At 36.1% G+C, this 20,602-nt stretch carries 20 protein-coding genes and 1 pseudogene; 11 read left to right on the top strand and 10 right to left on the bottom strand.

Features of this window, described 5'->3' with window-relative positions:
- Window positions 1–142 precede the first annotated feature (142 nt).
- From proS to dnaJ, 5 genes are all read left to right on the top strand, one after another.
- Window positions 143–1,618: a proline--tRNA ligase gene (gene proS, locus ACQ76T_RS01190; protein ID WP_431341525.1), complete on the top strand. Its 1,476-nt coding sequence runs from the start codon at window positions 143–145 to the stop codon at window positions 1,616–1,618.
- Window positions 1,619–1,734: 116 nt separating this feature from the next.
- Complete coding sequence (locus ACQ76T_RS01185) at window positions 1,735–3,054, top strand: DUF937 domain-containing protein (protein WP_431341524.1); 1,320 nt, start codon at window positions 1,735–1,737, stop codon at window positions 3,052–3,054.
- Window positions 3,055–3,167: 113 nt separating this feature from the next.
- On the top strand, window positions 3,168–4,502 hold the full coding sequence (locus ACQ76T_RS01180; protein WP_431341523.1) for an Nramp family divalent metal transporter: 1,335 nt from the start codon (window positions 3,168–3,170) through the stop codon (window positions 4,500–4,502).
- A gap of 199 nt (window positions 4,503–4,701) precedes the next feature.
- A complete protein-coding gene (locus ACQ76T_RS01175; RefSeq protein WP_422691437.1) occupies window positions 4,702–5,238 on the top strand; it encodes a nucleotide exchange factor GrpE in 537 nt (178 codons plus the stop codon).
- 101 nt (window positions 5,239–5,339) lie between these two features.
- Entirely contained in the window at window positions 5,340–6,458 is a 1,119-nt protein-coding gene (gene dnaJ, locus ACQ76T_RS01170) for a molecular chaperone DnaJ (protein ID WP_065393720.1), read from the top strand.
- Between the two features lie 278 nt (window positions 6,459–6,736).
- On the opposite strand, the gene ACQ76T_RS01165 is transcribed toward dnaJ, so the two are convergent.
- Window positions 6,737–7,618 (bottom strand): DUF808 domain-containing protein, encoded by an 882-nt coding sequence (locus ACQ76T_RS01165; RefSeq protein ID WP_431341522.1) that lies wholly within the window; start codon window positions 7,616–7,618, stop codon window positions 6,737–6,739.
- Between the two features lie 251 nt (window positions 7,619–7,869).
- Here ACQ76T_RS01165 and ACQ76T_RS01160 point away from each other — a divergent pair.
- The 3 genes and pseudogenes from ACQ76T_RS01160 to ACQ76T_RS01150 form a co-directional block, all read left to right on the top strand.
- Window positions 7,870–8,133 (top strand): annotated as a pseudogene (locus ACQ76T_RS01160) (thrombospondin type 3 repeat-containing protein); the annotation flags it as partial.
- Between the two features lie 378 nt (window positions 8,134–8,511).
- A complete protein-coding gene (locus tag ACQ76T_RS01155) occupies window positions 8,512–8,775 on the top strand; it encodes a hypothetical protein (RefSeq protein WP_431341521.1) in 264 nt (87 codons plus the stop codon).
- 602 nt (window positions 8,776–9,377) lie between these two features.
- Window positions 9,378–10,247, top strand: a complete 870-nt coding sequence (locus ACQ76T_RS01150; RefSeq protein WP_431341520.1) for an alpha/beta hydrolase — start codon at window positions 9,378–9,380, stop codon at window positions 10,245–10,247.
- Window positions 10,248–10,386: 139 nt separating this feature from the next.
- On the opposite strand, the gene ACQ76T_RS01145 is transcribed toward ACQ76T_RS01150, so the two are convergent.
- The 5 genes from ACQ76T_RS01145 to ACQ76T_RS01125 form a co-directional block, all read right to left on the bottom strand.
- Window positions 10,387–11,082, bottom strand: a complete 696-nt coding sequence (locus ACQ76T_RS01145) for a DedA family protein (protein WP_431341519.1) — start codon at window positions 11,080–11,082, stop codon at window positions 10,387–10,389.
- A gap of 85 nt (window positions 11,083–11,167) precedes the next feature.
- Complete coding sequence (prfB, locus tag ACQ76T_RS01140) at window positions 11,168–12,280, bottom strand: peptide chain release factor 2 (RefSeq protein ID WP_431341518.1); 1,113 nt, start codon at window positions 12,278–12,280, stop codon at window positions 11,168–11,170.
- A 124-nt stretch (window positions 12,281–12,404) separates the two neighbouring features.
- Window positions 12,405–12,710 (bottom strand): hypothetical protein, encoded by a 306-nt coding sequence (locus tag ACQ76T_RS01135; protein ID WP_431341517.1) that lies wholly within the window; start codon window positions 12,708–12,710, stop codon window positions 12,405–12,407.
- 64 nt (window positions 12,711–12,774) lie between these two features.
- On the bottom strand, window positions 12,775–13,881 hold the full coding sequence (locus ACQ76T_RS01130) for an NAD(P)/FAD-dependent oxidoreductase (protein ID WP_431341516.1): 1,107 nt from the start codon (window positions 13,879–13,881) through the stop codon (window positions 12,775–12,777).
- 49 nt (window positions 13,882–13,930) lie between these two features.
- Window positions 13,931–15,283: an AAA family ATPase gene (locus ACQ76T_RS01125; RefSeq protein WP_431341515.1), complete on the bottom strand. Its 1,353-nt coding sequence runs from the start codon at window positions 15,281–15,283 to the stop codon at window positions 13,931–13,933.
- Window positions 15,284–15,399: 116 nt separating this feature from the next.
- Between ACQ76T_RS01125 and ACQ76T_RS01120 the strand changes: the two genes are divergently transcribed.
- From ACQ76T_RS01120 to ACQ76T_RS01110, 3 genes are all read left to right on the top strand, one after another.
- A complete protein-coding gene (locus ACQ76T_RS01120; protein ID WP_431341514.1) occupies window positions 15,400–16,302 on the top strand; it encodes an ABC transporter ATP-binding protein in 903 nt (300 codons plus the stop codon).
- Window positions 16,303–16,304: 2 nt separating this feature from the next.
- On the top strand, window positions 16,305–17,150 hold the full coding sequence (locus ACQ76T_RS01115; RefSeq protein WP_431341513.1) for an ABC transporter permease: 846 nt from the start codon (window positions 16,305–16,307) through the stop codon (window positions 17,148–17,150).
- Between the two features lie 104 nt (window positions 17,151–17,254).
- A complete protein-coding gene (locus tag ACQ76T_RS01110; protein WP_431341512.1) occupies window positions 17,255–17,842 on the top strand; it encodes a hypothetical protein in 588 nt (195 codons plus the stop codon).
- A 116-nt stretch (window positions 17,843–17,958) separates the two neighbouring features.
- Here ACQ76T_RS01110 and msrB read toward each other — a convergent pair whose 3' ends face one another.
- The 4 genes from msrB to ACQ76T_RS01090 form a co-directional block, all read right to left on the bottom strand.
- Window positions 17,959–19,053, bottom strand: a complete 1,095-nt coding sequence (gene msrB / locus ACQ76T_RS01105) for a peptide-methionine (R)-S-oxide reductase MsrB (protein ID WP_431341511.1) — start codon at window positions 19,051–19,053, stop codon at window positions 17,959–17,961.
- Window positions 19,054–19,070: 17 nt separating this feature from the next.
- A complete protein-coding gene (locus ACQ76T_RS01100; protein WP_431341510.1) occupies window positions 19,071–19,526 on the bottom strand; it encodes a DUF417 family protein in 456 nt (151 codons plus the stop codon).
- A 79-nt stretch (window positions 19,527–19,605) separates the two neighbouring features.
- A complete protein-coding gene (locus tag ACQ76T_RS01095; protein WP_431341509.1) occupies window positions 19,606–19,818 on the bottom strand; it encodes a hypothetical protein in 213 nt (70 codons plus the stop codon).
- A 59-nt stretch (window positions 19,819–19,877) separates the two neighbouring features.
- Window positions 19,878–20,432: a sigma-70 family RNA polymerase sigma factor gene (locus ACQ76T_RS01090; protein WP_431341508.1), complete on the bottom strand. Its 555-nt coding sequence runs from the start codon at window positions 20,430–20,432 to the stop codon at window positions 19,878–19,880.
- Between the last annotated feature and the right edge of the window lie 170 nt (window positions 20,433–20,602).

Genomic DNA, 20,602 nt, shown 5'->3' with positions numbered 1-20,602 from the left:
TAACGTAAAAATTTTTAATTTAAATTATATTTGCAATCTGTACCAAAAATGTACCAAAATACTGGTAAAAAAATCTATCAAAAATAGATTTTTATTTTTAGATAACAATAATGTACAAAAGTTAAAAAAATTTTAAAAAGTAATGGCAAAATTAACCTCAAGAAGCGAAGATTACAGCAAATGGTATAATGAGCTTGTTGTAAAAGCTGACTTAGCTGAAAATTCAGGTGTGCGTGGATGTATGGTAATCAAACCATATGGCTATGCAATCTGGGAGAAAATGCGTGATGAAATGGATAGAAAATTCAAAGAAACAGGTCACGTTAACGCATATTTCCCGCTTTTTGTGCCCAAGAGCTTGTTTGAGGCTGAGGAAAAAAATGCAGAAGGTTTTGCAAAAGAATGTGCCGTTGTTACTCACTACAGATTAAAAACAGATCCCAACAATCCATCAAAACTGATTGTAGATCCGGATGCAAAACTGGAAGAAGAGCTTATCGTACGTCCTACATCGGAAGCAATTATCTGGAGCACTTATAAAAACTGGATTCAGTCTTACAGAGATCTACCGATACTTATTAACCAATGGGCGAATGTTGTACGTTGGGAAATGAGAACCCGTTTATTCCTTAGAACGGCAGAATTCTTATGGCAGGAAGGGCATACCGCTCACGCTACCAAAGATGAAGCGGTAGAAGAAGCGGAAAAAATGAACAAAGTATATGCTGATTTTGCAGAAAACTTTATGGCAATGCCTGTTGTTCAAGGATTGAAAACTCCATCAGAGAGATTTGCAGGAGCTGATGAAACATACTGTATTGAAGCGTTAATGCAGGATGGTAAAGCACTTCAGGCAGGTACTTCCCACTTCCTTGGTCAAAACTTTGCAAAAGCTTTTGATGTAAAATTCACCAATAAAGAAGGCAAAATAGAACATGCCTGGGCAACTTCGTGGGGAACTTCAACTCGTTTGATGGGGGCTTTAATTATGACTCATTCCGATGATTTCGGATTGGTATTGCCTCCTACCCTTGCTCCGATCCAGGTTGTAATTGTTCCGATCTTTAAAGGAGAAGAGCAACTGGAACAAATCAGCGAAGTGGCTTTGGATATTCAGGCCAAACTGAAAGCTAAAGGTATTTCTGTGAAATTTGACAACGATACTCAGAACAAACCGGGATGGAAGTTTGCAGAATATGAATTGAAAGGTGTTCCTGTAAGAATTGCAATGGGACCAAGAGATCTTGAAAACAAATCTGTAGAAATTGCAAGAAGAGATAATCTGACCAAAGAAGTACGTTCTATTGAAGGATTGGATACTTACATCGAAGAATTATTAAAAACAATCCAACAGGATATTTACAATAAAGCTTTTGAATTCAGAAAGAACAATATCACGAAAGTAGATACTTACGAAGAGTTCAAAAAAGTTTTAGAAGAAAAAGGAGGTTTCATCTATGCACATTGGGACGGAACGGCTGAAGAAGAAGAGCAGATTAAAGACGAAACCAAAGCAACCATCAGATGTATTCCATTAGATGATGACGTAGAAGAAGGAATTTCTCTGATTTCCGGGAAACCTTCTAAGAGACGTGTGTTATTCGCAAAAGCTTATTAAAAATTTTAATGATTTTAAAAAAAAACGTTAATTCTTAAAGAAATATTCAAAAAAAAGTGACATTTGGAAGGATTTTTGTTTAAATTTATCTCAACATTAATCTAAAAAAATTTATTATGTCTTTAAATGTCATTGATTTAATTAAAGGACAATTAGGTCCCGCTTTGGTTTCACAGGCTGCATCACAGTTTGGAGAAAGCGAATCTGGTATTTCTAAAGCAATTGGTGGCTTATTACCTGCAGTAGTAGGTGGATTGGCCAATAACGCAGACAACCCAGGAGTTGTGGATGCTATTACGAAAGCCTCATCAAGCGGAATTTTAGGAAATTTATTAGGCGGTTCGTCTGGCAATCCTATTATTACCAATTTATTATCATCCCTTTTTGGAGATAAGGTAGGCGGATTAGTAAACTCCATTGCCAGTTTTTCAGGAATCAGCAATAATTCTGCAGGTTCTTTGTTAAACCTGGTTACTGGGGCTACAGTAGGCACTCTGGGAAAATATGCAGCAGACAATAATTTGGGTGCTTCAGGTATTTCCAGCTTACTGCATGATCAGAAAGGCATTATCTCTTCTTTATTGCCGGCAGGTCTTTCTTTGGCATCCTTCGGATTAGGAGCTGAAAATTGGTTTGGCCAGGCAAAAGAAACTGTTTCTTCAGTAACCTCTACGGCTAAAGACAACCTTGCAGAAGGAGTGGCTACCGCAAGAGAAAACGTAACAGAAGGAGCAAGAGAAGTAAGAGAGCGATTTGAAAATAACAACAATAACAATCAAGGCGGAGGCTCCATCTGGAAATGGTTGCTTCCGCTTTTATTATTAATTGCTGCCGGATATTTCCTTTGGAAGCAGTGTGAGAAAAAACAGACCACTACAACAACTACCGTGTCTGATTCTACTGCTACAAAAACAGATACAGCGGCAACCACAACATCTGGAACAGTTGCTCCTGTAACCAAAACCGATGAAAACATAGATCTTAACGGAGTGATGTTAAAAGGTTACAAAGGAGGAATGGAAGATCAGATGATTGCATTCCTGAAATCAGGAGGGTACAAAAATGCAGCTGATGATTCTGCTTTGAAAGATAAATGGTACGATTTCGATCATGTTAACTTTAAAATGGGAAGTTCTACTGAACTGGAAGCCGGTTCACAAGGACAGATGGATAACTTAGTAGCTATCCTTAAAGCTTTCCCGGAAGCAAAAGTTAAAATCGGAGGTTATACTGACAAAACAGGAAACGAAGCCAACAACGTAAAATTATCAAAAGCAAGAGCTGAATACATCAAAGCTACTCTAGGTAAAGCTGGAGTAGGTAGTCAAGTAATTGCTGCTGACGGATACGGAAGTCAGTTTGCAAAAGTAGACGCTAAAGCTTCTGATGCAGAAAGAGCTGCTGATAGAAAAATGGCAGTAAGATTTGCAAAATAATCTTTAGACTCAATAAAAATTAGATCCCGGAACGTAATTTCCGGGATTTTTTTATGTCATGATTGTTGTGTTTACATTTATTTAATTAAATTTGTTAGTCATTTCTAACATTTATGAATTTCAATATAAAAAACGCCTGGCGAAAAGATAAAACACTGCACTCATTACCAGAAGTTTATTCTTCTATAAAAGTTCCTAAAAAAGCAGGTTTTTGGAGAAAATACCTAGCCTTTGCAGGTCCCGGATTAATGATTGCTGTGGGATATATGGACCCCGGAAACTGGGCAACAGATATTGCTGGAGGAGCGCAATTTGGATATACGCTACTTTCGGTAATCCTTATTTCCAATATTTTCGCAATGGTTTTACAGCACTTATCTGTAAAACTCGGAGTAGTTGCAGAAAGAGATCTTGCACAGGCCTGCAGAGATCACTTCAGCCCTACTACCAATTTTATCCTCTGGATATTCTGTGAAATAGCCATTGCCGCCTGTGATCTCGCCGAGGTCATTGGTTCTGCCATTGCCTTAAATTTATTATTTCAAATTCCGCTCACCTGGGGTATCGTCATTACAACGGTGGATGTTCTCGTCATACTTTTGCTTCAGGCAAAGGGCTTCCGATGGATTGAAAGCATCGTAGGAGGTCTTATTTTCATCATTCTGGCCTGTTTTGTATACGAAATAGTAATTTCCCAGCCTGCTCTTAATGAAATATTCAGCGGACTTATTCCTCAAAAACAGATCATTCAGAATCCAGCTATGCTTTATATCGCCATCGGGATTTTGGGGGCAACTGTCATGCCGCATAACCTTTATCTTCACAGCAGTATTGTTCAGACAAGAGATTATACCCGTGATACGGAAGGAAAAAAAGAAGCGATAAAGTTTGCAACACTGGACAGTACAGTATCTCTTATGCTCGCATTTTTCATTAATGCAGCCATACTTATTCTGGCAGCAGCCACTTTTCATACTACAGGAAATGAACACGTTGCAGATATTCATGATGCTTATAAAATGTTGACGCCTATTCTGGGAGCTTCAATGGCCAGTATTGCATTTGCTATCGCACTATTGGCTTCCGGACAAAATTCAACCCTGACTGGTACGTTAGCAGGGCAAATAGTAATGGAAGGTTTTCTCAATATCAGATTGAAACCTTGGCTGAGAAGATTAATAACAAGACTTATTGCGGTTATTCCGGCATTAATTGTAGCGATTCTTTATGGAGAACAGGGAACAACCGAATTGTTGGTTTTAAGCCAGGTAATATTATCTATGCAACTAAGTTTTGCTGTGGTTCCTTTAGTGATGTTTACCAATGACAAGGCCAAAATGGGAGAATTTGTCAATAAACCTTTTATGAAAATCTGCGTCTGGCTTATTTCAATTATCATTATTATTCTAAACTTATATTTATTGTATCAAACGTTTACAGGACAATAAAAAATACAACTACAGTTTCAAAATTGGCTATTGGATACTCTTTAAGACGACTATTCAATAGCCAATTTTTATTTTTATCAAACGATACACTTTCTACCATTCACGATACTTTCAGTGCCTATCATTTTTCTGCCTAAATGTCTTATTTTTTCCTTTGGCAGGTTCTTTGCGAAACATTCATGTAAATAAATATTGAATTATGGAAAACCAGGATATTAACGAAGAAAGCATCAATAATCAGGAAGAAAACAATGTTCAGAACGAAACAGCGGCTCAGGACAATGTGACAGCTACGCCTTCTCCAGAGGAACTTTTGGCAGAAGAAAAAGACCGTTACATCAGATTATATGCTGAATTCGAAAACTATAAAAAAAGAACTACCAAGGAGAAGATGGAATTCTTCCAATATGCTAACCAGGAAATGATGGTTTCTATGCTTGGCGTTTTGGATGATTTCGAAAGAGCTTTAAAGGAAATCGCTAAAAACGGAAATCCTGCTGATCTTCAGGGTGTAGAACTGATCTATCAGAAATTCAAAAGTAAACTTACTGAAAAAGGCTTACAAACGATGGAAGTAAAAGCTGGTGACAGCTTCAATGTAGATTTCCACGAAGCTATTACCCAAATTCCTGCTCCATCGGAAGATTTAAAAGGAAAAATCGTAGACGTTATCGAAACAGGTTACACTTTAGGCGATAAAGTGATTCGTTTTGCAAAAGTAGTAACAGGAAACTAAAATTTATAAATGATAAATGATGAGTGATAATAGATGATTATCTCACTTATTAACTTTAAAATATCTTTTATCATTTATCAACAATCAATTATTCAATTGTCATGTCAAAAAGAGATTATTACGAGGTTCTTGAGATCAGCAAATCTGCATCGGCCGACGAAATAAAAAAAGCATACCGTAAAATGGCCATCAAATTTCACCCTGATAAAAATCCGGGAGATAAAGAGGCTGAAGAAAAATTTAAAGAAGCTGCTGAAGCCTATGAGGTATTAAGCGACGATCAGAAACGTGCCAGATACGACCAGTTCGGTCATGCCGGAATGGGCGGAAACGGAGGTTTCGGAGGCGGTGGCTTCGGTGGTGGAATGAACATGGAGGATATTTTCAGTCAGTTTGGAGATATTTTCGGTGGCGGTTTCGGAGGATTTGGCGGTGGCGGCGGTGGCCGTCAGCAGGTAAAAGGTTCTAATTTGAGAATCAGGATCAAGCTGAACCTTGAGGAAATGGTAAACGGAACTCATAAAACCATCAAAGTAAAAAAAATGAAGATGGCAGAAGGTGCCACTTCAAAAACCTGTCCTACCTGTAACGGTTCTGGTGTTCAGCTAAAAGTAATGAACACCATGTTTGGTCAAATGCAGACACAAACGACTTGTGGTACTTGTCAGGGAATCGGGAAAGTTGCCGATAAAATCCCAGCGGGTGCCAATGCACAAGGTCTTGTGAAAGATGAGGAAGAAATTACAATCAACATCCCTGCAGGAGCAAGAGACGGAATTCAGCTTAATGTAAGAGGAAAAGGAAATGATGCCCCTTTCGGAGGGACTCCAGGTGATCTATTGGTTATTATTGAAGAGGAAGTGGATCAAACCATAAAGAGAGAGGGCGATAATCTTCACCAGGAGCTTTATGTTTCTTTTGCAGAAGCAGCATTAGGAACCAAAAAGGAAATTCCTACAGTAGGCGGAAAGGTAAAAATTACTGTTGATCCGGGAACACAATCCGGAAAGATCTTAAGACTGGCAGGAAAAGGACTTCCTAGCATCGACAGCTATGGAAAAGGAGATATGTTCATCCACATCAATGTATGGACTCCTCAAAAGCTTACTAAAGAACAGAAAGACTTCTTTGAAAAGCAAATGTCCAGCGGAGAAATGGTGGCAGAACCATCCGGCAAAGAAAAAACATTCTTTGATAAAGTGAAAGACTTATTCAACTAATATACTAAAGAGGCCTTTAAGGTCTCTTTTTTGTTTTAAGTTTAGGAGAAAAGCTATTCTTTAACGCAAAGGATTATTATTCTTTCTCATAGTAAGAAAGGCAAAGGGTTTAATCAATTTCATTGATTTTTACTAAGCTAACGAATAAATAATATCGCTTTTTATTGATATGATACTGCTTATCGTGTGATTTTATAAGTAAGAGTTTTCCCCATTAATAAAAAAATCCTGTACTCTTTCGAATACAGAATTTTCGGTTATTTAAATTTAATTCTGTTTTATTTTTTTGTGGCCAAAGAATAGATAGCTTTTCCAATAGTAAATACAGCTACGGTAGCCAATCCTCCTACAATTCCAAACGTAAGTTCTTTTAAGATATCCGGCCAAGTTGGAAAGAGCTCATGCAGATAGTGAATATTATGGGCAAAAATCCCTCCTGATACCAAAATCAAGGCGATAGTTCCCACCACTCCTAAAAGTTTAATGATCACCGGCAATGCTTTTACCAGAAGATGGCCAAGTTTAGAAAAGAATCCTTTATCATGGCTTTTTTTAATCAGTGAAAAACCTGCATCATCCATTCTTACAATCAGGGCAACAATTCCATACACTCCTACCGTAGCCAAAAACGAAACAAAAGTGACTGTAATAATCTGGGTAATCAGCGGGTGCTCCTGTTGAATAACAGTTCCCAGTGCAATAATTACAATTTCAATAGAAAGTATAAAATCTGTTCTGATCGCCGAGTTGATTTTGGCTTTTTCAGAAACTTCAGAATTTTCCTCTATCACACTTTCAGTTGAAGCTGTCTCTTCTTTATGGGAGCGGTGAAACAAAAATTCTATGATTTTTTCTACTCCTTCAAACGCAAGATAGAGCCCTCCAAGAACGAGAATAATTTCGATCGCTGGTTTATAAAGCCAATTGAGAAGAAATGCAATAGGCAAAATGATAAGCTTATTGATAAATGAACCTTTGGTAATCGCCCACAAAACCGGAAGTTCTCTGGAAGAAATAAAGCCTGTTGCTTTTTCTGCATTTACTGCCAGATCATCACCCAAAATACCCGCCGTTTTCTGGGTTGCAATTTTACTCGTAACCGCTACATCGTCCATCAATGCAGCAATATCGTCCAAAATTGCAAAAAAGCCTGATGCCATATTTTAATTTTTTTTTAATATTTGTTAAGTCCAGCAAAAATAAATATTTAATTCTATTTACAAACGGTTTATTAGAACAATAATTTTAGAATCATTTTGTATCTTTCAAATCAAATACTGAAACTAAACCTTGAAAACCTATTTCACCTTCTTATTATTCTCATTTTCACTGTTTCAATCTCAAGAGACAGAGGATAAACAAGTGTTTAAAAAATGTAAAAAAAGAGTATTCTAAGAAAATATGTTTATCTGACGAAGACAAAGATGGTATCCTTTTTTATCTCGATAAGTGCCCGAAAGAAAACGGACCTATAGAAAACGATGGTTGTCCCTGGCCGGACGCTGATAATGATGGGGTTATTGATAAAAATGATGGCTGTCCCAATGTAAAAGGAGATCCTGAGAATAATGGCTGCCCATGGCCCGATACCGATGGTGATGGAATCCTGGACAAAGATGATGCCTGCCCTACTCTTCCGGGTACAGCGCATAACAAGGGATGCCCTGAGAATGACTGTGAAGCATACCTAAAAAAACAGCATGAAATTTTTGAAGATTTCAAAACAAAAAAAAATGCAGAAAAGGAAAGGTTTGCCCAACTTAGAAGAATAATCTTTAATAATATTCCTAAGAAGTTTTTAACCGGAAACAATATCATTGTAAGTATTCATGTAGATACCTTCATCAATGACAATATTAAAGATTGTGCTTCCAGGTCTTCTCTATCGCATGAAAAACAGCTGTTTCTGGACCAGCTTTTCTGGAATGAGGAAACTTTTAAATACATTGGTAACAAACTGAAAAAAAACATTTTCCCGACCGTAGGATTTGGAAAATATCCTATAGTCCGTGTAGTACTGGATAATTATGAATCTGATGGATATTACGGTTTTATGGAAAATTTTCCCAAAGCTTCCGGCATTCACCAGTTTTCTTCGGACCAGGAAATTTACTATTATCCGGGAAGTACACAGAAACCTGAATTCAAACAATTTGAAAACCTTAGAATAAGAGTACTTTTCCCTGAATATGAAAGCAAAAACAGAGTAACCGTTGAATTCGTAAAGAACAATGATTTTCAATCTTTCACTTATGAATACAACAATGGCCAATGGAATCTTGTAAGCCAGGAAGCCCATAATCATTATAACCGATGAGAATCAGACTTTTGTTGGCAGCCTTATTTCCTAGGCTATTTTGGGCCCAGAAAGAACCTGATTATCTTCAATGCTATTTACAATCTCTTACCACAGTTTGTAATGAAAACAGCAGAAAAATAATTTCGGAAATCAGCAGCAACAGAGGCATTAAAATATATGGATGATTCAATGATTTGCAAAAAGGATTATCTGAAAGTTCATTAAAAAAATATAAAGATAAAATTAGTTTTAACTGCCCCGAAGAAATAAAATAGGACAGTTTAAATAATGTTCACTATTCCCGTGGTTCTAAAAACAATAGTCCTTTATATTTCACATATTCTGGATCGTATTCTAAATTGCTATATAAAGGAACTGAGAATATTAAAAAAAGTAAAATCTATTGATGTAGATTCTCCTCAAAAGTACCTTCTACTTTACAAAAGTGAAAAAATGAATGATCCCAACTATGAAGCATCATACTTGTATTGGGATCACAATAAATGTTCTCCGAATATTATTCCTGAATAGATACAACAATCTGAAAAAACAAAATAAAAACCCACATTAATCATCTATTTTCACTAGTTTTACAGCCCTTTTTTCTGTATATTTAATCTATGAAAAAGCTCATTCTCCGGTATCATTTTTTCATTATGGGATGCGTTGGTTTCCTTCTGCAGTCCTGTAATACAAAATTCAGAGTTTGGGTAGGTCCTGGAGGGCAGCAAAAGATCTACAACTTACAGTACGGAGAACATAAAAGACAGAAAATGGATGTCTTTCTCCCTAAAGATTATCCTCAGAATTCCCCGGTCGTGCTTATTGTACATGGTGGAGCATGGACGATGGGAAGGAAGGAACATATGATTCAGGTTCAAAAGATGCTGTTCGAAAATAAAATTCCAAGCATCAATATGAATTATCGTCTGGTTTCGCAAAAAAAGAAAATAACCTACGAACAGCAACTGGAAGATATTAGCTCTGCCATTGATACATTTAATTCTTTAGCGGAAAAAGCAGAACTTCAACCCAACAATTATATTATTCTGGGAGAAAGTGCCGGTGGACATCTTGCTTTGCTTTACGGATATAAAAATCCTTACCAGATCAGGAAAATCATTTCTCTAAGTGGCCCTACAGATTTTTACAGCCCGGAATACCTTCATTCATTTTATTCCAAATACACCTCTCCTACTTTTCAAAAAGTGGTGGGAAGCAAATTTGACCGTAAAAATATCTCCGAAGCCTTTAAAAAAGCAAGTCCCATTGCCAATATTACCAATGTGCCTACGCTTTTGTTTCAGGGAAATAATGATATTCTTGTCAATCAGCATCAGGGATTAGCGATGGATTCTGCACTTACCCGAATGAATGTCCCCCACAAATTTATCTTTATGAAAAGAACAGGCCATGTACCAAGGTTTTTCAGTAAAAGAAAAAGGGACAGTATCATTTATCCCAACATTTTGGAATGGATAAGAAAATAATCCTTTACAGAAGAAGAATATTATCAATTATAGTGTTGACATAAATAAATTCATCAACTTAGAAGAATGAAGCATTCAAAGCAAAAAAAAAGCTGTCTCAGGGTTGAAACAGCTTTTTTTATATTACTAGCAGTACCTCTTATTCAAGGTCTTTATCTTCATATTTAGAGAAATCCTCTTTTTTTCCGAAAGCAAATTTAAAGATAACCGGAAGTGTCGTTACCAAAACAATAACAATGATGATGTATTCCAGCTTTTCTTTAAGATTGATGCCAAACTGTTCCATGAACAGTTTATCCAGGTAATGTCCTGCAAAAATCAAAATAAATGACCACAATACAGCTCCGATAACATTATCTCTCAGAAACTCTTTTTTATCCATTTTTACAATTCCGGCAACAATGGGAGTAAAAGTTCTCACCACCGGTAGGAATCTAGCCATAATAATAGCCAAAGCTCCATGTTTTTCAAAGAAATCGTGTGCCTGATAAAGATATTTCTTTTTAAAAAGCATTGAATCCGGTCTTTTATATAAGGCAGGTCCAGCTTTTCTACCGAAATAATATCCTACTTCGTTTCCTATAATGGCTGCAAGGGCAACTCCGGAAGCCAATAGCGTGGTATCCATAAAATCGCTTCCTGTTGAGCCAAAAGTCTCTTTGATGATTTCAACGGCGTAAATTCCTGAAACGAAAAGTAATGAATCTCCAGGGAGGAAAAATCCTACAAAAAGACCTGTTTCAGCAAAAACAATAAATAAAATAAGCCAAAACCCTCCCATTTTAATATAAAACTCAGGGTTTAATAAATCCTTCCAGCTATTGAAATCTTCCATAAATATCGATGAACAACAAAAGTAGTTCTAAAATGTCTTAAACAAAAATTAATTATAAGATTTTAACTAAAATTCATGTAATATTTTACAGGTTAAGATCATCATCGGAAACTGCCGTCCCATCGGCCATTAGGAAAGCTTTCAGGAATGGAGTGATATTTCCGTTCATTACGGCATCCACATCTGAAGTTTCATGACCTGAACGTACATCTTTCACCAGTTTGTAAGGGTGCATCACATAGTTTCTGATCTGGCTTCCCCACTCGATCTTCATTTTGTTGGCTTCTATCTCGTTTCTTGCTTTCATACGCTCTTCCAATTCCATTTCGTATAGTCTTGAACGAAGGAGCTGCATTGCTTTTTCTTTATTCTGAAGCTGAGAACGGGATTCTGAGTTTTCAATGATAATTCCGGTTGGTGCGTGGCGAAGACGTACAGCAGTTTCTACCTTGTTTACGTTCTGCCCTCCTGCTCCGGAAGATCTCATGGTTTCGAAACTGATATCGGCAGGATTGATATTGATCTCAATGGTATCATCTACCAACGGATAGACATATACGGATACAAAACTTGTATGACGCTTGGCATTACTGTCAAAAGGGGAAATTCTTACTAAACGGTGTACTCCATTCTCGCCTCTTAAATATCCAAAAGCAAATTCGCCTTCAATTTCCAGGGTAACCGTCTTCACGCCGGCAACCTCTCCTTCCTGGAAGTTCAGTTCACGGATTTTATAGCCTTGTTTATCTGCCCACATGGTATACATTCTCATCAGCATAGATGCCCAGTCGCAACTTTCTGTTCCTCCTGCTCCTGCTGTAATCTGAAGAACGGCGGAAAGCTCGTCTCCTTCATTGGAAAGCATATTTTTAAATTCAAGATCTTCAATTTTCTCTACCAACTGAGGAAAGGTTTCGTCCAGCTCTTTTTCGGAATCCGGATCTTCTTTAGCAAAATCAGCCAAAACCTGCATGTCTTCAAACTGGGTCTGAATTTCATCATAGCCTTCCACCCATTTTTTCTTGGAACGGAGCTGCTTTAGAAATGCTTCTGCTGTTTTAGGATTGTCCCAAAATTCAGGAGCAGCGGTTTTCTCATCATCATTGGCAATTTCAATCTTCTTTTTGTCAATCTGAAGGTATCTGTGTAAGTCTTCAATTCTGGATTGAACTTCTTTTATCTGGTCGTTGTTGATCACGATTTTCTCTTTTTGCAAAAATAAGGAATTCTTTTGGAGTGGAGCGTTTTGAGTTCTGAGTTTTCCGGGGTTCGGGTTACGAGTTACAGGATTTGAGCACAGGTTCTAACTCGTGGAAAAATAATTAACTAGAAAAGTAATCTCTTTTCAACATAAAAACAGTATACATACCTATAACATGTATTGCAATAATAACAGGAAGAGCTTTTTTAGTTCCCAATTTATCCATTAAAAAACCATAAACAGGTAATTGTATGATTCCTATAAATAGAGGTACTTCTTCATTAAAAAAAGTCCCCAGTAAACTAAACGGAAAGATAGCTAATAAAGGAAAATAAGTCCCGTGGCCTCCACCTCCTACAAAGATTGCAAGAAAGCCAAGAGGAATAGTTAACATAGAAAACCATACTGTATATTTATAATTACTCATCCTGTTTTATTTCAGTTTATTCGTAAAATCTCAGATTAAGATCTCAATATAGTATTATCATTTATCAAATCATTTCTGCAATCATTTCACCAATCTTAGGAGCTAAAGCAACCCCCATTCCTGAAAGTCTTACAGCACAAAACTGTCTTTCCGAAAGTTGTTTTACAATAGGTGTTTTCTCATCCCCCATAGCCATAATTCCTGACCAGCGAAGCGCAATTTTAATGCTTTGATGAGGCAGAATGACTTCTTTCAAAAAGTTTTCCAAATGATTCTGCAGGAATTCTGTTGTTTCAAAAGTGATTGTTTCTTCTGTTTTAAAATCCTGATTTCTTCCGCCACCCAGTAATATTCTGTTTCCTATATTTCTGAAATAATAGTAACCTTCATCATAATGGAATGTCCCTTTAAGTTTCAATCCATCTATTGGTTCTGTCAGAAGAACCTGCCCGCGGGCAGGAATGATATTTTCATTTTCCAGAAACTTTGATGTAAATGCGTTGGTACAGTAAATAATTTTATCCGCTTTTATCGAAAGATTATCGGAAACATAAATTTCAACGTCATTTACTTTTTCATCAATGTTATTCATCTCTGTTCCGAATAAAAATTCAATTTTCAGTTCTTGGCATTTTTCCAGCAATTTTTGCAGCAGTTTCCCGGAATGAAGACTTCCTTCACAGGGATTTTCAATCAAAAATGCAGATTTCCCAAGTCCAAATTCTTGTATTTTATTCTGTCTCAAAGTATAAGTTTGATCCAATCCGGTTATTGCTTTCAGTTTGTCATTTACTGTATCAATATGGACTAAAGGTTCTTCATTATTAACAATTTCATAACCTCCGTTGAGTTCAAAATCAATTTCATCATTTCTAAAATAATGCTGAATTTTCTGAAGTCCGTCAAATCTCATTGTAACAAGCTCCAGTGTTTTTTCCCAACCCATTTTCTGAGCATCGGCAATCACTTCGGTAAGACTTCCAAAGCATGCAAAGCCTGCATTTCTGGTTGAAGCTCCTAATGGAATAGAATTTCGCTCGATCACCAGAACAGATTTTTCCGGATATTTCTCTTTAATGGCAACTGCAGACCAAAGCCCGGTAAATCCTGCTCCAATGATGATGATATTCCTTTTTCTGTAAAAAGTGTCCAGTTCCCAGATGCTGTTCATGAGTAATGAATACTAAGTAATTTTTGAAAAACACTAAACTTTGAACGATTTACCCTTTATCTCCTTCATCATTATGCTGAAACCCAATAGCTCTTTGAGGTTCTTCAACAACTCTATAGGTTTCCAGTTCGCTCTTTAATGCCTGAATTCTAAATTTAAAATCATCAAAATTATTGATAATGGCATCAGCTAAGAAGTGGGCTACCTGATCCAGATATTCTTCGGTAAGTTTGGAACCTGCATCCCTTAAAGCACCGCTCAAAAGATTCTGATCTATCTTAAGCTTTTCATTTCTGGTTCTTTGGTAAAGATTTTTAATTCTTTTCTTTAAACTTTGAGTAAAATCGATCAGCATCGTGTTACTGAATGCTTTCATCTTTGAAGCGATGTCGTGCCAGAACGGAACTTTATCAGCTTTGTTGTTCTTGAGTATTTTGTAAAGGAGAGAATCTTCTTCGAGCCCTCTCGTCATAGCATATAAAATGATTTCTGAGCGTTCTGACGCATTCGGTGGGAAAATAGGAATCATAACATCGAATCTTCCGGGAGCCAGAATTTCTTCGTCGATCTCTGAAACAGAATTGGCAGAACCTACCATCAAAACTTCTTCTTTCCCAAATTTGCTTATATAATGAAGAATAAGTTCCTGAGCTTCAAGATTGCAGGAAGCCACATCGTTTTCTGCTTTTCTCTGCATCATAATCTCATCAAAATCATCAAGGAAAAGCAACATTTTATTTTCCTTCATCATATTCAGAAGGAAATCACTGAAATTGATTTCGTTTCCGTCAATCAAAGATGTTCCCAGATAATGTTTTTTAACTTCTTTAAACTGATATCCTATGATCTCAGCAATTTTATTAGCCCAGAAGATCTTTCCGCTTCCCGGAGGACCATAAAGAATAATACCGGCCGGTTTATTGATTCCCCAATCTTTAATTTGTTGAGGGTTTAAGAAAGGCTCCAATACAGCCGATGTATAAAAGAACAGATCTCTGTATCCTATAAAATCTCTTTTTTGTAAGCTGGTCTGATGCCCAAAATAATCATAAACAAATTTATAGTTTCCTCCCAGTTTGTTATCAATTCCGTAGCTTGAAATGGAAGATTTGAAAAAGCCGTTATCGAAAATATTAAGATTGTTATCTTTAATCGCTTTTTCTACTTTTTCTTTGGGCTGGTTGATGACTTCAGCAATTTGCTCAAGGGTTTTATTTTTGTCCAGATCTTTTTCATAGAGTCTTAAAAAGTCTACATTTTCACGGGCAAATTTTTCGAAATCCTCCTTTACATCAAAGTTGGTGCTGATACAGTCTACCAATTCAAGATCGAAATCCTGGATAAACTGTTTTATGGCTTCTGCAGAAACATTCAATTTTTCTGCCAGTTCAATTAATTTCATAACTTTTGATTAATTCTATCAAATTTAATGTATTTCTAAATAGATCTAAATTGATTTATGATAATTCTGTAACATTTTATAATTTATATAGACTACTACTATGTAAAACAAATTACATGGAAAAAATTTTATCAGTAAAAAATCTGACGAAAAAATTCAAAAGAGTTGTGGTGAACAATATTTCTTTTGATGTAGAAAAAGGAAATGTATATGGACTTCTCGGTCCTAACGGAAGCGGAAAATCTACCACCTTTGGAATGCTTCTTTCCACTATTAATCCTACCAGCGGAGACTGGTTCTGGTTCGGTAAAAAAGGAACCGACTCTGAAACATTAAAAAGAATCGGAGCTATTATCGAGCAGCCTAACTTTTACCCGTATTTAAGTGCAGAGACGAATCTTAAAATCGTTGCTGAAATCAAAGGAGCAAACTATTCCAGAATTGAAGAAGTTCTGAAAATCGTTAATTTATATGAAAGAAGAAAAGATACCTTCAAAACCTTTTCTTTAGGAATGAAACAGCGTCTCGCTATTGCTTCTGCTATGCTGAACAACCCGGAAGTTCTTATTTTGGATGAGCCAACTAACGGACTTGATCCTGAGGGAATTATTCAGATCAGAGAAATCATCAACAATATTGCTCAACAAGGCATTACGATTATTATAGCAAGCCACCTTCTGGATGAAATTGAGAAAATTTGCAGCCATGTGATTGTATTGAAAGAAGGAAATTCCATCTATTGTGGAAGAGTAGATGAAATGACGTCTAATAATGGTTATTTTGAACTTAAAGCAGACAACAATACTTTGCTTGTAAGTATTCTGAATGAGCTTCAGTGGTTTACCTCTATCAATCAGGATGGGGAGCTTATTAAAGCTCAGATTCGTGATGATGCTTCTATTTCGGCTTCAGCCCTGAATCAGAAGCTGGCTGAAAAAGGAGTTTTCCTTTCTCATTTAACCAAGAAAAAGCTTTCTCTTGAATCTCAATTCCTTGAACTTGTAAAAAACACAAATTAATCATGATAAAATTATTAAAACTTGAATATTATAAAAACCTGAACTACAGACCATTCAAGGTTTTTACGATACTTTATTTTGCCATTCTTATTGCACTTCTTTTCGTTGGTTTGGTAGATTTTGATCTTTTTGGAGGAACGATTAACCTTAAAGAACAGGGAATTTATAATTTCCCTGAGATCTGGAATTTCACAACATGGATCGTGGCTTTATTGAAAATTTTCCTGGGTTTAATTATTGTTTTCTCTATTTCACAGGAATTCAGCAACAGAATGTTCAAGCAAAATACGATCGACGGACTAAGCAGAGAAGAATTTATTACTTCAAAGCTGCTTACTATAGGTATTTTCACCATTGTTTCTACCATTCTCGTATTTGCTATCACAATATTTTTAGGATACAAGTATTCTAATACAAAGGAGTCTACGAAGGTTTTCGCAGAGATTTTCTTCATTGGAAATTATCTCGTAAAGCTATTTACCTTCTTCTCATTCCTCATGTTTCTTTCTGTTTTATTGAGAAAGTCGGTATTTGTATTTCTGGCCCTTTTCGTTTTCTGGATTGGTGAAGGTATTTTAACAGCTATTGAGGTCTATTCAAAAGTAGCAGGAATGCAGGGGCCACAAAGAAATGAAATCATTCAGAATGACTTTTTCTTTAGCCATCTTTTACCGTTGGAAAGTATGTCTAATCTGATTCCTAATCCTATGATGAGACTGAATATGGCTAAAATGATGGGCGTAAAATATGAGTTTCACTACCCTACGGAAAGTCTTATTGCCTGTTTGGTATGGTCTGTTATTTTCATTTTCGGATCGTACTGGATCTTGAAAAAAAGAGATTGGTAGTATTTTAAATTTAAAGATTGAAGAATTTAAATAGTATTATAAAGTGGTTCGTTTCGGGCCACTTTTTTTGGCTTAAAATTTTCATTCAACAAAAAATACTACCCATGAAAAAAATATACTACTTTCCCGGATTGATCAGCGCTGTTATAATCCCAATTTTATTTTGGTATTACGGAAACCAAAAGTTTGAAGATATTAATGTTTCTGTAATAGATATTGGACTTCCTGCCAAAGAAAGAAAAGGGACTAAAAATACATTTGCAAGTTTCGAACCTGCGAGAAACTGGAATTATAAAAAGATAAAAATAGACCCTGGTACAGCCAGAGAGCATTCAAAATTATATGTTTCTGAACTGAAAAACCTTCAAAAAAGAAATGAAAAAGAGTCTGGTATTGAATTTATTTTAGATAAAAATAATAGCTATGGTGATTTTGTCTCTGTTTTGAATGATTTAGCAATAGCTAAACAGAACAGTATGCAGTTGATCTTGAGAAGACAGGACATATTTTTGCTGTTTACAGCTATATTGATCCTGACTACGAATGTTGGCTTTGTAATGACGCTATATATTCTGGACCAGCAGAAACTGTGGATATTTTTGGATCTACTTTCTATGGGAAAATTTTTAATTTATTTATTAAGACTTCTAAAGAAATGGCTTACATTATTTTCGGGTTTCTCATATTTCTGAATATTTCCATGTTCAGCATCAAAGAAAATCTTCAGATTAGCAGAAAAAGATTGATATAAAAAGAGCTGTCCTAAATAGAACAGCTCCTTTACATTTAGACACCAAAAAGTGTCTTTTTATTTTTTATCTAACAACGGAAGGTATTTTTCATATCCTTTACCCGCCATTTCAGCCTTAGGAATAAACTTCAGAGAAGCACTGTTGATACAGTAGCGGAGACCTCCTTTATCTGCAGGACCGTCTGTGAAAACGTGTCCTAAGTGAGCGTCACCAGTTTTGCTTCTTACTTCTACTCTATCCATTCCGTGGGTACGATCCATTTTCTCATCAATTAAACCTTTCGTGATCGGTTTTGAGAAGCTTGGCCATCCACAGCCGGATTCAAATTTATCTGTTGAGACAAACAAAGGTTCACCTGTTGTAATATCCACATAAATTCCTTCTCTGGTCTCGTTCCAGTATTCGTTTTGGAAGGCTCTTTCCGTTCCGTTTTCCTGAGTTACATTGTATTGTTCTGCAGTCAGTTTTTCTTTTAAAACCTTTCTATCCTGTTTATGATAAGCAGGCTTTGGAAGAGGATTGGCTTTTTTAGCCATTTCAAAAAGACCTGGTTCAATGTGGCAATATCCTCCAGGGTTTTTATCCAGATAATCCTGATGATAATCTTCCGCTTTGTAGAAGTTTTTCAAAGGTATTGTTTCCACAAGCAATGGTTTACTGTAGTTTTTCGCTAGTTTCTGAACTTCATCTTTTACGACAGCTTCATCCGTTTTATTGGTGAAATAGATCCCTGTTCTGTACTGGTTTCCTCTGTCATTTCCCTGCTGATCTTTGCTGGTTGGATCAATTGTTTTAAAATAGAGGTCAATCAGCAGCTTAAGATCTACCTGATCTGGGTCATATTTGACTTTAACGGTTTCTGCAAAACCAGTTGTATGACTCACCACTTCTTCATAGGTAGGATTTTGAGTATTTCCATTGGCATATCCCACTTCGGTTCCTACCACTCCTCTGATCTGTTGAAAAAAATGTTCTGTTCCCCAGAAGCAACCTCCTGCAAAATAAATTTCTTTGCTGTTTTTATTATCCATAACGTCCTCTTTTTTTTCTTCCGCTACATTATTGGGTTTATTTTTTTTGAAAACCCCTGATCCTGCAGCAAATACTGCGATACCCAGAATGATTCCGAGTACAATTAATATATTTTTCATTTTATCCTTTTTATTCATTATTCATTAGTATTATTTTGAAACAGCATACATCCAAATCCTAACAACATGAGATCTTTTATAATAAAGAAATCTGTTACCGGTACTCCATCTACTATTTTCCATGTTCCCGGTGTGGTAAACAAGTAGCTGAGCGTTACCAGAAAAGTGACTATCATTCCTGCTCCTGCATATTTTTTTAGTACAGCAAATTTCGCACTAAAAATGAGTAGTAAAGCAATGATAATTTCTATCGTTCCGATAAGATTTGACACTGCCTGAACGCTCATAACTTTATATACGAAAAAAGTCAGGAAATGGTTTTCCACCAATGGTTTTATCCCGGCTGCTTCTGTAGGAGTGAATTTGAAAATTCCGATCCAGAGTAATATAAGTGCTGCCCCGAAAAGCGAAATATAATATCCTAATCTGCCTAGTAATTGATTGTTTCTGAATTGTGTTGTTGATCCGACCATAATTTTAAGATTTTGAATGAATACTTTGTTGTTTTCAGAAGTATAGTCGGAGCCATTTCAAAATCCTGACAAATTTTTTTTAAAAATTTAATTTATCGAACATTTTATTTTTAAAATCCTGAATTTCAGAGTCATTTATTTCAGTTTCTTTTTCTGAAAATGTTTTTTTGAAAATCTTATCCAGAACTTTTAGTTTTTCATTGTACATCTTACACCATTTACAGATCATCAGGTGCATCGTAAGCATTCTGTTTTCTCGGGCAGAAATAGATTGGGCATTCCTTTTTTCCATGAGCAGAGTAGCTTCACTGCATGGTAAAAATAATATATGTAGAATTTTTCTAATCATGACTATAATCTTGAAAACCAGTTGAATTCCAGACATTCCCTGAGCTGCATCCGGCTTCTTTGAAGAATCTTCCAAAGGTTAGTCGTAGAAAGTTCCAATTCCTGACTTACTTCCGGTGCTTTTTTTTCTTCAATATAATACATCTTCAGCAGAATTTTCCACCGTGAAGGTAATTCTTCAATACATTCTTCCAGTGTTTTATTAAATTCGTCGTTGTCTAAAAGTTCATCTTCAGCTCCTGAAGCATTCCAATCTTTTAAAACATCATCCCTCTTCCACGATCCTGTTTCATCAAAAAAATGATCGAGCCTGATGTTGGGTTCAGATTTATATTTTTTACGGTAAAAATCGGCCACTTTTCTGTTCAGAATTGCCATAAGCCATGTAAGAGTCTGACTTTTTCCTTCAAAGGAATCATACGATGAATAAGCCGCAAGAAAAACATCCTGAACAACATCCTGTGCATCTTCTTTGTTGGAAAGCACATACAGCGCCCGCTTCAAAAGCGGCCCGGAATATTGGTCTATCCAGCTTTTCAGCTCTTCATCTTTTGTCATGGGGAAGATTTTATCTTATCTCAGATCACAACGAAGATAATAAGTTAAATGAGAAACTGCAAAATCAGATTAATTAATATCCATTACGCTCCTGCTTCTCTTACAAACCTTATAAGGTTTACTTAAAGTCTATCTCAATAAAAAATTAAATAACTATCACACCACACATC

Source organism: Chryseobacterium sp. JK1 (genome assembly GCF_050632815.1).
Lineage (GTDB): Bacteria > Bacteroidota > Bacteroidia > Flavobacteriales > Weeksellaceae > Chryseobacterium.
The sequence above is the reverse complement of the archived record's forward strand: the minus strand, read 5'-3'. Positions and strand labels throughout refer to the sequence as shown.